Source organism: Gluconacetobacter tumulicola (assembly GCF_014174215.1).
GTDB classification, from domain to species: domain Bacteria; phylum Pseudomonadota; class Alphaproteobacteria; order Acetobacterales; family Acetobacteraceae; genus Gluconacetobacter; species Gluconacetobacter tumulicola.
On sequence record NZ_JABEQL010000007.1, the window covers coordinates 16,243 to 29,695 of the forward strand.

10 protein-coding genes and 1 pseudogene are annotated in these 13,453 nt (G+C 63.4%); 4 read left to right on the plus strand and 7 right to left on the minus strand.

Annotation, left to right across the window (positions count from 1 at the left end; translation table 11 throughout):
* Window positions 1–10 precede the first annotated feature (10 nt).
* Both wecB and HLH29_RS19540 read left to right on the plus strand, forming a co-directional pair.
* Window positions 11–1,123, plus strand: coding sequence for a non-hydrolyzing UDP-N-acetylglucosamine 2-epimerase (wecB, locus tag HLH29_RS07000; RefSeq protein WP_246373899.1), 1,113 nt, complete (start codon window positions 11–13; stop codon window positions 1,121–1,123).
* Between the two features lie 10 nt (window positions 1,124–1,133).
* Window positions 1,134–2,309, plus strand: a complete 1,176-nt coding sequence (locus tag HLH29_RS19540) for a glycosyltransferase family 4 protein (RefSeq protein ID WP_246373901.1) — start codon at window positions 1,134–1,136, stop codon at window positions 2,307–2,309.
* Window positions 2,310–2,587: 278 nt separating this feature from the next.
* Here the strand turns inward: HLH29_RS19540 and HLH29_RS19845 are convergent.
* From HLH29_RS19845 to HLH29_RS07030, 6 genes and pseudogenes are all read right to left on the minus strand, one after another.
* A pseudogene (locus HLH29_RS19845) lies at window positions 2,588–3,667 on the minus strand (O-antigen ligase family protein); the annotation flags it as partial.
* A gap of 121 nt (window positions 3,668–3,788) precedes the next feature.
* Window positions 3,789–5,942, minus strand: coding sequence for a GNVR domain-containing protein (locus tag HLH29_RS07010; protein ID WP_182965238.1), 2,154 nt, complete (start codon window positions 5,940–5,942; stop codon window positions 3,789–3,791).
* 28 nt (window positions 5,943–5,970) lie between these two features.
* Entirely contained in the window at window positions 5,971–7,284 is a 1,314-nt protein-coding gene (locus tag HLH29_RS07015) for a hypothetical protein (RefSeq protein WP_182965239.1), read from the minus strand.
* Window positions 7,281–8,333, minus strand: a complete 1,053-nt coding sequence (locus tag HLH29_RS07020; RefSeq protein WP_182965240.1) for an amidohydrolase family protein — start codon at window positions 8,331–8,333, stop codon at window positions 7,281–7,283. Before HLH29_RS07020 ends, HLH29_RS07015 begins: the two co-directional genes overlap by 4 nt.
* A 2-nt stretch (window positions 8,334–8,335) precedes the next feature.
* Window positions 8,336–9,004 carry a class I SAM-dependent methyltransferase gene (locus HLH29_RS07025; RefSeq protein ID WP_182965241.1) on the minus strand — a complete coding sequence of 223 codons (669 nt, stop codon included), beginning with the start codon at window positions 9,002–9,004 and terminating at the stop codon, window positions 8,336–8,338.
* A 252-nt stretch (window positions 9,005–9,256) separates the two neighbouring features.
* Window positions 9,257–9,721 (minus strand): cupredoxin domain-containing protein, encoded by a 465-nt coding sequence (locus HLH29_RS07030; RefSeq protein ID WP_220791413.1) that lies wholly within the window; start codon window positions 9,719–9,721, stop codon window positions 9,257–9,259.
* A gap of 314 nt (window positions 9,722–10,035) precedes the next feature.
* Between HLH29_RS07030 and HLH29_RS07035 the strand changes: the two genes are divergently transcribed.
* Both HLH29_RS07035 and HLH29_RS07040 read left to right on the plus strand, forming a co-directional pair.
* Window positions 10,036–11,244: a glycosyltransferase family 4 protein gene (locus tag HLH29_RS07035; RefSeq protein WP_182965242.1), complete on the plus strand. Its 1,209-nt coding sequence runs from the start codon at window positions 10,036–10,038 to the stop codon at window positions 11,242–11,244.
* Window positions 11,245–11,300: 56 nt separating this feature from the next.
* Window positions 11,301–12,641: a hypothetical protein gene (locus HLH29_RS07040; protein WP_182965243.1), complete on the plus strand. Its 1,341-nt coding sequence runs from the start codon at window positions 11,301–11,303 to the stop codon at window positions 12,639–12,641.
* A gap of 155 nt (window positions 12,642–12,796) precedes the next feature.
* Here the strand turns inward: HLH29_RS07040 and HLH29_RS07045 are convergent, their stop codons facing one another.
* Window positions 12,797–13,297, minus strand: coding sequence for a GlcG/HbpS family heme-binding protein (locus HLH29_RS07045; RefSeq protein ID WP_182965244.1), 501 nt, complete (start codon window positions 13,295–13,297; stop codon window positions 12,797–12,799).
* Between the last annotated feature and the right edge of the window lie 156 nt (window positions 13,298–13,453).

Below are 13,453 nucleotides of genomic sequence, written 5' to 3' on the forward strand. Positions count from 1 at the left end.
GAAGGGCGCGTTGAAGGTCGCGACGGTGGTTGGGACGCGGCCGGAAATCATCCGTCTCTCCCGCGTGATTCCGGCCCTGGACGAGGCGACCGACCATCTGCTGATCCATACGGGCCAGAATTACGACGATGAACTCAGCGGAATATTCTTTCGCGATCTCGGCCTGCGCCCTCCCGACCATTTTCTCGGTGTCGGCGGCGGCTCTGCGGCGGAGACGATCGGCAAGGCCATCATCGCCGCCGACGCGGTGTTCGAAGCGGTAAGGCCGGACGCGATGCTGGTGCTCGGCGACACCAATTCCTGCCTGACGGTCATTCCAGCCAAGCGTCGTCACATTCCGATCTTTCATATGGAAGCGGGCAATCGCTGCTTCGACCAGCGCGTGCCTGAAGAATTGAACCGGCGCATCGTCGATCACACCGCGGATATCAATCTCCCCTATTCGGGAATCGCGCGCGACTATCTGCTGGCGGAGGGCCTGCCGCCGGACCGCGTTGTGAAGACCGGCAGCCCGATGTGGGAAGTGCTGAATCACTATCGCACGAGAATCGAGGCATCGGATGCGGTCGACCGGCTGGGGCTGCAACCGCACCGGTATTTTCTCGTCAGCGTCCATCGGGAGGAAAACGTCGCGTCCGACCTTCAGATCGCCCGATTGGTCGAAACGCTGTGCGGCGTCGCGGCCGCTTATGACGAACCGGTTCTCGTCAGCACGCATCCGCGCACCCGCAAGCGGCTGGAAGCGTCGCAGCTTGAACTCGACAGGCGCGTCAGGCTGATGAAACCCTTTGGATTCTTCGACTACAATGCCTTGCAGCTCAAGGCTCATGCGGTGCTTTCTGATAGTGGTACCATCAGCGAGGAATCGTCCATCCTCGGCTTTCCGGCGTTGAACTTGCGGGAGGCGCATGAGCGGCCGGAGGCGATGGAGGAGGCTGCGGTGATGATGACCGGCCTGCGGCTGGAAAACGTGCTGCGGGGCATCGTCGTTCTCGACCGGCAGGCGGGATGGCGGCCCTCTCTCCCTGCCGATTACGCCGTAACCGACGTTTCCAGGAAGATGGTACGAATCATTCTGAGCTACACCGATTACGTCCGCCGGAATGTCTGGAAAGAATCATGACGGTGGCCTCATGCGCTTCCTGATGGCCTGCATGAAATTTCCGACCAGGCCCGGATCTTCCTATCTGACGAACGAACTTGCTCTGGCGCTCAAGGCCGAAGGCCACGAGGTCGAGGTGTTGCTCGTCGATTGGGACGCGGCCTCGGAGGACGCGGACGGCGTGGACGAGGAATGGAAGGGGATACGGGTGGTGCGCTGCGCGCCACGCCTTCTGGAGGGGTTCGGACGGCTGCTGCGTCATGCGAGTAAGTTCGTAATGACCGGCCGGCGTGCGGGAAAGCTGGTCCGCACGCGCTTCGACCTCACCCGGTTCGATGTCTTCATTGCCTGGGCGCCGGCCTTGGCTTTTGCTCCCTTCATTGACACGATTCGCCGCGCGGGCATCGAGCGCCGGCTTCTTTTCATATGGGATTTCTTTCCCGACCATCATCGTGAAATCGGGCTCGTTCCGGGCGGGCCGCCATACTGGATCGCCCGAGCATGGGAGCAGCGCCTGATGGGAGCGTTCACCGCTCTCATTTGCACCTTGCCCCAGAACGCCCAGTACCTGCGCCGGAGATTCCGCATGCGCCCGGAGCAATCGGTCCGTGTTGCTCCGATCTGGTCGGACGCGACGCCGGTTCCCCCCGTGGACCGCGCGGCCATACGCCGCCTGCACAATCTTCCCGAGGACCGTCCGATCGCCGTCTTTGGTGGACAGCTCGTCGAAGGGCGAGGCTTTGAGCAGATGTTGGCAGCGGCGGCGCTCGGGCAGACGAGCGGCTCGCCGCTTCTGTTCCTGTTCGTGGGCGAGGGGCGCCTTGCGCCGATGCTTCGGGCCCGGGCCCACGGAAACGTGCTGTGGCGACCGCCTCTCGAGCGCGATTCCTATCTTGAGCTGCTGGGGGCTTGCGAAGTGGGGATGGTCGCGACCGTACCCGGCGTGACCTCATTCACCATTCCCAGCAAGACGACCGATTATCTGCGCGCCGGACTGCCCGTCGTCGCTGCCGTCGAGGCGGGAAGCGAATTTGCACTTCTGCTGGAACGCTACGGCGTCGGCCGTGCCGTGCCGTTCGGGGACGCGCACGGTTTTCTCCGGGCGGCCGAGGCGCTTGCGGGAGGACCGGGGGTTCGCCATGCCGCCAAGATATGTCTGGATGAAGTTTTCCATGTTCGAAGGGCGGTTGAAGCCGTAACGGCGTGAAGGAAATCGTTCATTCGTGAATCGCGGAGGGTCGTTTCTGGAATCGCTGCCGCCGCCCCGTATCGCAGTCCGATCCCGAGAAGGAGAAAAGCCACGCCACCGAGGGGCATGTTGAGAAACGCACTGCTCGACGAGAATGGCCATTCCTGGACGAAGAACGCGGCGAACAGCCCCGCCTGCCACGCACGTTCCGTAAGGTCGCTTCTCAGCATGGCGGACCGCTTCAGGGGAATGGCGAGCGCCCATAGCCATCCGGCGATCATCAGGGCGAACAGGAGCAGCCCCGGCAGGCCGCCATTGGTCGCCGCCTCAAGCCAGTGATTATGTACATGTTGCACGCAAATTTCGCTGCCGCCGCCATCGGCCGCCGATGCGAACGCGCCCGCGCGCAGGAACGCCTCGTCGCGGCAGTGATGCCGGAACGCATCGTAGCCAAGGCCCCGCCATGGATGTGCGTCGATCATCAGCAGCGCGCGATTGTAGATCAGTCCGTAATGCGAGGCAGCGAACTCGCGGAGTTGCGAAGCGGTCTTCCTGACCAAATGTTCGAACGCCTGGGGCGCGATCACGGCGGTGGCGGCTGCGATCGCAGGGGACAGAGCGAGCACCGCCAATGCCTGAAGACGCAGTTGCGGCAATATGACGGTCGCGACAGCGATGCCGAGCAGAAAGGCCGCAAACGGCATGCGCTGTCCCGCCAGGATGAGCAGCACGACGACCGGTAGCAATATCGCCGTGAACGCCACACGGCGTAGAAAGGCATTTCGCGCATGGATGAGAAGCCATGCCCCCAGCCAAAGCGCGACCGGGAGGGCCAGCCGGGAGAATGGTGCCGCAGCGCGCGGTTTGTCATAGGGGCCGGTCAAACTACCGTCTACGAAGCGCGGATTGCCGAAGAGATTATGCCCGCTGACGGCCTGTAGCAGAAGTTGCGCGCCGATATAGGCAACGGAGATGACGATGATCCGGCGCAGCCAGGATCGCGTCGACGGATTGCGCAAGGTCCAGAAGGCGAGCGCGAAGGCTGCCAGCGGAAAGCGAATTGCCACGATAGCCTGGATGAACGCGCCGATGGCCTCTGGCATCAATGCATGGATATGAGGGATCGAGCATATCACAATCCAGCCCCACCATGCGAAGGCCGGCAGGACGAAGGCGCACCGGGTCCAGGCCCATTGGCCGGTCTGGATGCTTCGAAGCAGAAAAGCCCCACCGAGGACATCCAGCAACGCTTCCGCCACGCCACGAAAATGAACCAGGAAAACCGGCAGCATAAGCGTTGCCATCCGGCCGGTCGTCTCGAGTCCTCTCGCGAACCGTGTCCGCCAGACAGCCGCTTCATCCAGAGTGTTGCTCATATCCTGCCACGGTCTCTTTCGAAATCCACGCCTGCCATGGCGGGACGCTGGATCGCTGGCTTTTGCCCATCATGCGGCGGGGGTATGCAATTCCGGCTTCGCGAAGACGTCACGCTTGCTTTCACAGCTTGAGGACGCTGTCTTGCCGGATTCTCGGGGCATACATCGTGAATATGCCGCCTGATATCCTGGTATCGCCCAGGCGGCGAAGCGCCATGCGGATGGTGGCTACTGGCGCAACCCCGGCTGCGACCACGTAGACGAGTGCGGCGGTCGCCGCACCGATCAGGGGCGCCTCGGCATGGCCGTCGAGCGCCGGGCAATCGACGATGACGTGATCGAAGCGGGTCCGCAGCTCCGCCAGAAGCTGCTCCAGCCCGTTGGCGACCAGGAAATCCGGCGCATCGCCCGCCGGGATGATGGACAGTCCTTCAATCGCGGTCATACGGAGCACGTCGTCGAGCTTCGCATCGCCCGACAGGAGGTTGGCGAGACCGGGGCCATTCTCCAGCGCGAATGGCAGGTGAAGCGAAGGGGCACGGAGATTGGCATCGACCAGGACGACTTTCCGCCTGCCGCGCGCCAGCGTCCGGGCCAGGGCGATCGCGGTCGCCGTACTGCCTTCGCGTGTCCAGGTGGAGATGACGCCGATCGAAGCCGGAACGTCCGGCGGCACGGAAGACAGGGCCAGATTCGCGACAATTTCGAGATAAGCCTCCGCCAGGGCGAACGGCATCTCCGTGGTCCCGCCGCTCGCCGCCTCCGGAACTGCCGGCTTCGGCACGACACCGAGAAGCGGCAGGACGAGCTTCTCCTCGAAATCGATCGGCTCGTTGATCCCCCTGTCGATGCGGTTCAGCAACAGTGCCGCGATCACGCTGATGAGCGTACCTGCCAAGGTGAACAGCACCAGATTCACAGCGATATTCGGCGAGGAGGGCCGGTCGGGCAGGCGGGGGGCGCCGACGAGGGTCACGTTGTTGCTTTCCAGCACGGCGGCGACGCCGATTTCCTTGGAGCGTTGCAGCAGCGCCTCGTAGAGCATTCGGTCGCTGTCGGCTTCGCGCCGGTAGATCGCATACTGGATCGAACGCTTGCGTTGCTCGGCGAGCGATTCCTTGATGGCGTTCACCTGCAGGCTCAAGGCTTGCTCACGCCCGAGCGCCCCCTGATAGGCCTGCTGGAGGGCCGTGCGCACGCGGCCGCCTTCGGTCCGTATCGACGTATCCAGGGAAACGAGCCGCGCGCGAAGCTGTTTTGCCGATGCGTCGTCGGTGCCTTGCCGTGCCGCCGCCGCCTCGTACTGGGCCGCGACATCAGCGCGTTCCTTGCGCAGGAGGCCGAGCGCCCGATAGGCAAGCGCGTCGCTGCTGGCACCTGGCTGGTCGCCCACGGCGGCGAGGCGGCTGGCGGCGTTTATGCGCTCGGTGGTGGCCGCAACGCGGGCGGAGCTCATGGTCACGAGGGCATCGCTCGCCAAGAGTCTGGCCTGGGCAGGGTCATAGCCATCCGGTCGCTGGCCGTTATTGGGCAAGGTGAGGTCCACCATGTCCTGACTCGTCGCGTATTGGAGAGCGCGTAGTTCGGCTTCATCCAGTTTCCCGCGGAGATCGGCAATCTGCTCGCCGAGGAACCGGCGTGCATAGACGGCCGCCGCTTGGCGGCGATCGAGATTGGCGGCGATAAAATCCTGGCCCCAGAGCCGCGCAATATCTTTCGAGAGCGCCGGTGAGGGTGTCGTGGCGTCGATGTCCACCAGGCTGGTGCCGTGCATCGGCACCACTGTCACATGGCTCAGCAGGATCTTGCCGGCGATCTCGCGGCGCCTGTCTCTGCCGGAAGCGCCGGCGTTTTCGTAAAATTCCCTACGCTTTCCAAAGATCACGAAAAAGTCCGGACTGTCGGGCGCGCCGATATCGCTTGCGACGCGCTCGGCCAGGGCCTGCGACCGCAGGAGGCTGTATTGGGTCTGGTAGAATTCCTGGTCGCCGATGGAGACATCGTGCGTCGTGGCACCGAGATTCACGATCTGCGCGGTCTCGCGCGCGATTTGCAGCTCGGTGGTCGCCGTGTATCGGGGGGTGGTGAGCAGAGAGACCAGCCCTCCAAGCAGAGCGCCGCCAATGACGCCCCCGGCGAGCAGCCAGCGCCAGAATATCATCAGGCGCAGAATCCGCCTCCACCGGGCCTTGTGGGGCTCCCCTGTGCTGTCGCCCTTGGGGACGGTGACGAGGCGGTCCGAGGGACTCAGAAAATGCGGGGGAATACTGTTCACCGCCGGCGCTCCGTTGACATGGGATGGCTCAAATTTTTGCCCGCAGGGAAATCTGGAACACGGCCTGGCTTTCGAAGGGCGAGGCGAGCCCGTCCAGGGCAACGCGCGTCCCGCGGCGGCTGTTGACGTTCATCGCCTCAACGAAGGCGGTGAAGTAGTGATCGATGGGCACGCGGGCAGCTACCGTGGCGGCCCAGCCATCCTCGTTATTGGACGGCGGCATTTCGCTGCCATGCTCACGGGTCTGGAATCCCTCGATCCGCCCCGTGAGGGCCAATGGCCCGAAATCATGCACGATCAGCACATAGGCCGAGCGGAAATCGGTGTGGACCCAGTTTCGCCCGTTCTCGGGAAAGCCCATGATCGTCGATCCGGTCATGCCCTGCGCCAGGAGCTTGGTCCGCCGCCCCAGGCGCACGTTGACGCTCAGGTTCCAGAACCGCGTGCGCCAGCCCCATTGATCCGCGGCTGTGAATGCCTGCGGATTTCCGCGATTGTCGTAATAAAACAGTGCCACGTCGACGGGCTGCGGCGGATGCCAGTCGAACCGCGCATACCATCCGGGCTGATGGTCGATCTCGATGGTGTTGTCCGTCTTGTGCTGCTGCAGGAGCGTGATGAAATTGTTGAGCGGCGGGAGGCGGAAGGAACCGAGAGCGGTGGATTTGATGTCATTCAGGGCCCAGCCCCTGAAGGACAGCAGGGTGCCGGACGTGTCGTCCCAGCCGAACACGCCGCCGGTGAGGCCGAAATCATGATCCCCCAGATTCGTATGCACCGATATTTCGGTACCGAGAACCTTGACTTCCTCCCCGACCCAGGAGTTGATCACCGACGGCGTAATGGTGTTGACGACGCTCCAGGCGCCGCCGGTGGAATGCTCCAGCGAGATCTCGGGCCACATCAGCCCCATTCTCCCCGAGAAGCGGAACCTGTGGGACTGGTCGGGCAGGAAATTGAGAAACGCTTCCATCAGGTCGAAACCGTCATGATGACCGCGCTGCCAGGCGCCGGAGATGTTGGCGCTGAACATTTTGCCGAACCGGGGGTTCCAGACCACATCCGCCTCGAACGGGGCAAAGATCGTGCTGAAGCCGCCATTCCCGTCACCCTGCAGACGGGTCTTGCCAAAGCCGCCATTCACGAAAGAGGTTGCGCCGTTGGCCACCGCCAGGCGCCAGTCCACCAGCACCGACACGGTGTTCTTGGAGAACAGATCGAAATCTGTGCTGGCGGTTGAAGGGGACGTCGCGGTGACGTTCGCCGGTGCCGGCTCGTCGGCAAGGGCGGGCATTCCGATCATCGTGCCGAGCAACACGGTCCAGACGCGAATATGATTCATCGTAACGGCGTCCACGCTGCCACGGGGAGGGCCGTCCAGCGGACAACTCCGCCTGCGGTTCTCTCCTCGGCGTGTTGAAAAAACGGCGCGAGAGAAGCGCCGAGCGACGGATGGGCGACGCGGGGAACGCCATCCACGAGGACCAAAAGAACATCTTCGGCGCAGGCTTCGAGAATGGGTTTGCGCAGGATGACGAGGTCCGCCATCGAACCGGTTTCCAGTGACGGTACCGGCAGCCCCAGGCGATACGCCGCCGTGGCGCCGACCGCCGCAAGCAGCCTGCCGTCGTCGAGTATTCCGAGGCGGCGCGCGCAGGCAAGTTCGTCCAGCAGGTCTCCACAACCCGTCAGACGGGAATCACTCCCCAGGAGCACGTCCACCCCCTCCGCCAGGAGAGCTTCGGACGCGGTTCGCCCGAACAGGAAGAGGTTTGAACTCGGGCACCAGACCAGAGCAGCCCCTGATGCGCGGAAGCGGCGGCGGCTCGCGGCGTCCATACCTACGCCGTGAACGGCCAGGAGTTCCGGCCCCAGGACCCCGCGTTCGGCAAGTGCGTCGATTTCGGCCACCGCACGGAAATCCACGCCCTCCGCTACATGGAGGCAGAAGGGACCTTCCCCGACCGAGCCTGCCAGTTCCGGCGTCATGCCGAGCGAGTCGGCATTTCGCAAGCGGACCAGCTTGAGCGGAAATCCTGCATCGAAATCGGCTTCCCACGGATCATGGTGGACCGCGGTGGTCACGCCGGAAAACAGATTTTTCCATGCGCCTTCCAGCAATGCTTCACGGCGGGGACGTGCGCGCCCCAAGACGATGCGGTCTGCCTCCCGTGCCTGGATGTCGACCGCCCACTCATAGGCATTCCGATAGGGCGGATGGCCCAGGCGCCCATAATGGTTGCGGTGCAGATGGTCGTGGGCGTTGATCAGGCCGGGGCGTATCTCGGCATCAGGAAAGTTCAAGACCAGGTCGAAATCATCCCGAACATCGATGATTTTACCAGCGTCAACGGCGATTTCACGGTTCCTGGCACGGATGAGCAGCCGCATGCCTACGCCTCTCGCATAAAGGCGAGGCCCAACACGACGTTCAGACCTTGATGCGTCGGATAAAGCGCGGCACAGCCGGCCTGTTCGTAGAACGGCCGGGCCGCGGGGCCTATGGCCGCGCTTCTGCGTGCCGAAAGCCGCCAACCGGCCGCCTCCGCCGCGTTCAGATGTGCGGCGACATCATGGACATAATGCTCAAGTTCGTGGACGGCGCCGGCTCTCCTGAACGTACGGCGGTGCCCCGCGGCGTGTGCATCGGGATGGAAATCCGTCACGACAAGACGGGCACCCGCTGCGGCGACGCGCGCCAGTTCGTGATAGACGGGCGCGCAATCCGGCAGATGTCCGAGCACGAGACGGCACCAGATCACGTCAAAGCCGCCGTCCGGCAGCGGAAGCTGCCGGATATCCGCCGCCATCGTGTCGATGGACGGGTATCGCGCGGCCCCCTCCGCCAGCATTTCGGGGCTGAGATCAACGCCAAGCGCCGACGCGGCACCCGCCTCGTGCAGCCGGCGTCCGACCCCACACCCGGCATCAAGCAGCCGCAAGCCGCCGAGGGACGGCGTCATTGCCGCTGCCAGCCCGTTTTCGAGCGAGGAGATGGCGTTTTCGTTGGCATAAGTCGCGGCCCAGAGGCGGTAGCCTTCCCGCACGTTCAGCACCGTCATTCCGCTGCGTCCAAACCGGGGCTCTCGACCATGACCATTCTCCACGGCGCCTCTCGCACCTTGTGCGATCTGTGTTCCGGGAGGGCCCTGCAGCGTTCAAAGATTCAAAGAGTGGCGACAATATCGGCCGGCATCCCCGGGGTATAAATTCCGATATCGGATTAATCATGGACCATCCGACAGCACTCCGTGACCTCGCGTTTCATGGAAGCGGAGGGGAGCAGAGATCGAATCAGGTGGCCAGGAACGCCTTCATGGCGCGACATTCAACACACCGCGCATGGACGGGTGGAACAGACAGAAAAAAGCGATGCGCCCGGAAGAGGAGAGAGGCATCTTCGCGCTCTGGCCGGGGCCGAGCCGGATATCGAAGCTGTGGTCGCGCGCCGTCACCGAATGCATCACGCTGTCGCGGTTAACCCATACGATAGTGTCGCCAACTTTCGCATTGTCCGGCGTCTGGCCGAAATCCATATCGTCGATGACCACGGTATATTCGTGGCCGCCGACATGAGCGGGAACGGCGGGAGCGGCTGCGGTGGCGGGGATAGCGGCGGGTGTGGCCGCGAGCAGCGTCGCGACAGCCATTACGGTCAGCCGCGTCTTCAGGCGCGCATCGATCCGATTGGTTTTGGTCACCTTGTCCTCCTTCCATCGGCAGATCTTCCCTTTGTGTCCGAACGGGGAGAAAAGGTTCAGAACAAGCAGGCCAGCCATATCGTACCCCAAATTTCCTGTTCTCAGGCCTCTTCGCGCGGTTGGGCTTTCCACCCGATCCTCGTTTTCTGTGATGCAGGACTCCGGAAGGATGAACCGTACGACGTCCGCAGGGCCACTAAGGAACCGGGGAAGGGGCGCGCCCGCCTGCTTGGCGCAGTGCGCTCCTTTGGTGGAGAAACGGGACAGGCGGGCTTTCTTTCGATGACATACGCGGCTTTCCCCGGCACCATACCGGATAGCAGGCCAAGGCAACCCCTCGTTGGGTCCCTCTGCCGTGCCGACGGGTTCAAGGCCGACGGCGGAGGTTCCGAATGCGCATTGTCTATCTGACGCAATGGTTCGACCCCGAAACGCACGTCATCAAGGGAACGAAATTCGTGCGCGCCTTGCAGTCGGCCGGGCATGAGGTGACGGTGGTGACGGGCTTCCCGAACTATCCCACCGGTCGGCTCTATCCGGGCTACAGGCTACGGCTGATCCACAAGGAGGTGATAGGCGGCGTGAATGTCGTCAGGCTGCCGCTTTATCCGAGCCACGACTCCTCGTCGCTACGGCGGTCCTTCAACTATCTCTCGTTCTTTCTCTCCGCGTTCGTCTATCTTCTGCTTCGGCGTACCCCCTTCGATATCGCCTACGTGTATCATCCGCCCATCACCGTAGGGCTTGCCGCGGCGGTTGCCGGCCTCTGGCGGCGGCTGCCCTTCATCCTCGACGTGCAGGATCTCTGGCCCGACACGCTCGCAGCCACGGGCATGGCGGGCGGACGGCGCTCCATGCAGCTGGTCGGCTTGCTTTGCCGCTTCGTCTATCGGCGAAGCGATGCCATCGTGGCGCAGTCGGAAGGTATGAAAACCGCGCTGAACGCCCATGGCGTTCCGGCCGACAAGCTCGTCACCATCCGGAACTGGGCGGAGGCCGAGCCTCCGATCAATGAGGGGGAGGCTCGGCTCGCACCGCATCATTTCGTGGTGGTCTACGGGGGCAATCTCGGCCGCGCCCAGGATCTTGGGACGGTGCTGGATGCTGCGGCGCGGTTGCGCGAGCGGAAGCCGGATATCCTGATCCGGCTTTACGGTGGCGGCGTGGAGGCTGAGCCGCTACGCGCCCGCGCCGAAGCCCTGAGCTTGACGAATGTGGAGTTCCACGGCCCGGTCGGCAAGGATGCGATAGGCGCGATTTTCGCCCAGGCCGACGCTTTGCTGGTGCATCTCGCCGACCATCCGCTCTTCGCCATCACGGTCCCGTCGAAGGTGCAGGCCTACCTGGCCATGGGCAGGCCCATCGTCGCGGGCCTGGCGGGAGAGGCGGCGCGATTGCTCGTCGAATCCAAAGCCGCGGTCGTTGCACCGCCCGGCGACCCGCGCGCCCTCGCGGAAGCCATCGCGTCCCTGGCCGATATGCCCCTGGAAGCGCGCAAGGCCATGGGGCACGCCGGCCACGACTATTATCAGCGCCATTTGTCGTTTCAGTCGGGCGTACGTCGAACCTTGGGTCTTTTCGACCGCGCTCGCCCGACATGATGATTGCGCCTCAATCCCGAATTGCCCGGCGGCTCGCGAGCCCGGCTTTCCTGCCGGTGGTTACGCCCACCGGCATTCCCCGCCTGCCCCTGTTCCTGGTGCTCGGCTGGATCGCGGCCACGTTTCTGCTGTTCCTGATCTGGCCTATCAATTGGCCGATCTATCATATCGAGGAATGGGAGCGGCTTGTCGCCTATGTCTCGACCTGCCTTCTCCTGATCGGCGCCGCCGCATGGACGGGCTCGAAAGGCCCGACAAGGCTGACCGCGCCTCTGTCCAGAGTACGGTTGCTGCTCGTCGCCGGCGCCTTGGCGGCGGCTCTGTTACTGACGCCCTCCTGCATAACCTATACGGGCCGGGGCCCCTGGGAGCTGCTCGACGCCATGAGCGACCAGGGTGCGGCGTACCGGCGGCTACAAGCCAATCTGGTGTCCGCCGCCGGCCATCACACCGCCATGGCCCTGGCGCGCGCGTTTTTTGCGCCGCTTGTATACGCCGTGCTGCCGCTTGGCATATTGCGCTGGCGCGATATTGGTTGGAGTGGTCGGCTTTCAGTGGCCGTAACCGCCGCCTGCTCGATCGTGTTTTCCCTCATGCGTGGGACGGACAAGGAAATCGCCGATCTGTTCGTGATCGGCGTTTCGGCCATGTTCGTCTTATACGGCCGCGCTTGGGCGGCTGGCCATCGCGGCACGGTCCTCCTGCGCCGCTTCTGGCGCTGGGCCCTGGCGGGGGCGTTGTTCGTGTATGCCGCCCAGGCTCTCTATACCGAGCGCAAGGATCTTCGTCTCAATGCGCGGCATCTGCCGCGCAGCAGCGTCTGCGCGAATGCCACGAATATCTGCGCCGACCTCGCCAATCCCTGGATCACCTGGATGCCGCCTCAGCAGCGCTTCGGAGTCACGCTGTTCATTCTCTCCACCTGCTCCGGCTATTATGGGCTCGACCTCGCGCTGCGGAACCCCTTCGAATCCTCGTTCGGCGTCGGTCATTCTCCGGTGGCGCTCACCATGTATGAAACGTTGACCGGCGACCACACGCCGCATCTGCGCACCTACACGTACCGCAATGGCGAACACGAGTGGCTGGAGGAATATTACTGGTCGACGCTGGTGACGTGGATTGCCAACGATGTCGGCTTCCCCGGCGCGGCGCTGGTGCTGGGGCTCATAGGCTATATGTGGGGCATCTGGTGGCGCGAGGCAGCCGCGGGCATGAGCGATCCGGCCGCGATACTGTTCGCGCTTACGACGACCATGATGTTCTATTTCCCGGCCAATAACCAGGTGTTCCTCACCCCCGACGGCTATACGATCTTCGCTGTCTGGATCGCAGTGTGGCTCTGGCATCGCGCGCGCCGGACCGTATCGGTCGCGCTGCCCTGCGAGGCGGAATGAACCAGGCAATCCGGGATAGTCCGGGTCGCGGGATATGCAGCCATGGGCCGATGTCGAGATCATGCACGCCGATCCGCTCCAGCGTCTGCGCTATTAGAAACGACGTAGAAGGCGCAGCAGGCGCAGGACGGCGGACGGAGGGGTGACCGACCAAGTCAGTGCTCTATTGCTTCTTTCGAGAACGCCAAGGCGGCGTCTGTCGCAACGCGGACATCGTTTTCCTTCTTGACGCCGGCAACGCCGATGGCACCCACGACCGTATCCCCGACTTTCAGCGGCATGCCGCCCCGCAATGCCATGAATCCGGCGGTGACGAAGGCGGTGCGGCCCTTGTTGGTATTGTCCTCCGTTTCCTCGGATGGACGCTCCAGCAGCGCGGAGGTTCGTGCTTTCCCGAGTGCCAGATCCGGGCTGCCGGCACGGACGTTGTCGAAGCGATCGAAGGCCATCAGGCCACCAGAACGGTCGACGATGGCTATGGCGCAAGGGGCGTTGAGTTGCGTCGCGCTACGTATCGCGGCCTGCAGGGCAAACTGCGCGCCAGCGCGGCTGAGCGTGCTGACAGACCGGGCCAGCGGGGCGCCTGCAGCAGGTGCCATGTTCACCCATGTGGTGATGACCGCAATCGTGAGCGCAGGAAGGAATTTCTTCATCATGACTCTTATTCTCCTGCAAGATGAAGGTCAGGAATCTTATTTCCGATACGGCGTAACTGATATTGAACGGCTGTCATATTTGAGAAAAAATAGAGATAAGGGGCAGCAGCACGGGACAGAGATATCATCTGGATGACAGGCGTGGGGTGAACATAA

Excerpts from the sequence above, each read along its gene's own strand:
- HLH29_RS19540 (WP_246373901.1), top strand. The coding sequence starts at position 1,134 with ATGCGCTTCCTGATGGCCTGCATGAAATTTCCGACCAGGCCCGGATCT.
- HLH29_RS07015 (WP_182965239.1), bottom strand. The coding sequence starts at position 7,284 with ATGAATCATATTCGCGTCTGGACCGTGTTGCTCGGCACGATGATCGGA.
- HLH29_RS07020 (WP_182965240.1), bottom strand. The coding sequence starts at position 8,333 with ATGCGGCTGCTCATCCGTGCCAGGAACCGTGAAATCGCCGTTGACGCT.
- HLH29_RS07025 (WP_182965241.1), bottom strand. The coding sequence starts at position 9,004 with ATGACGGTGCTGAACGTGCGGGAAGGCTACCGCCTCTGGGCCGCGACT.
- HLH29_RS07030 (WP_220791413.1), bottom strand. The coding sequence starts at position 9,721 with ATGGCTGGCCTGCTTGTTCTGAACCTTTTCTCCCCGTTCGGACACAAA.
- HLH29_RS07035 (WP_182965242.1), top strand. The coding sequence starts at position 10,036 with ATGCGCATTGTCTATCTGACGCAATGGTTCGACCCCGAAACGCACGTC.
- HLH29_RS07045 (WP_182965244.1), bottom strand. The coding sequence starts at position 13,297 with ATGATGAAGAAATTCCTTCCTGCGCTCACGATTGCGGTCATCACCACA.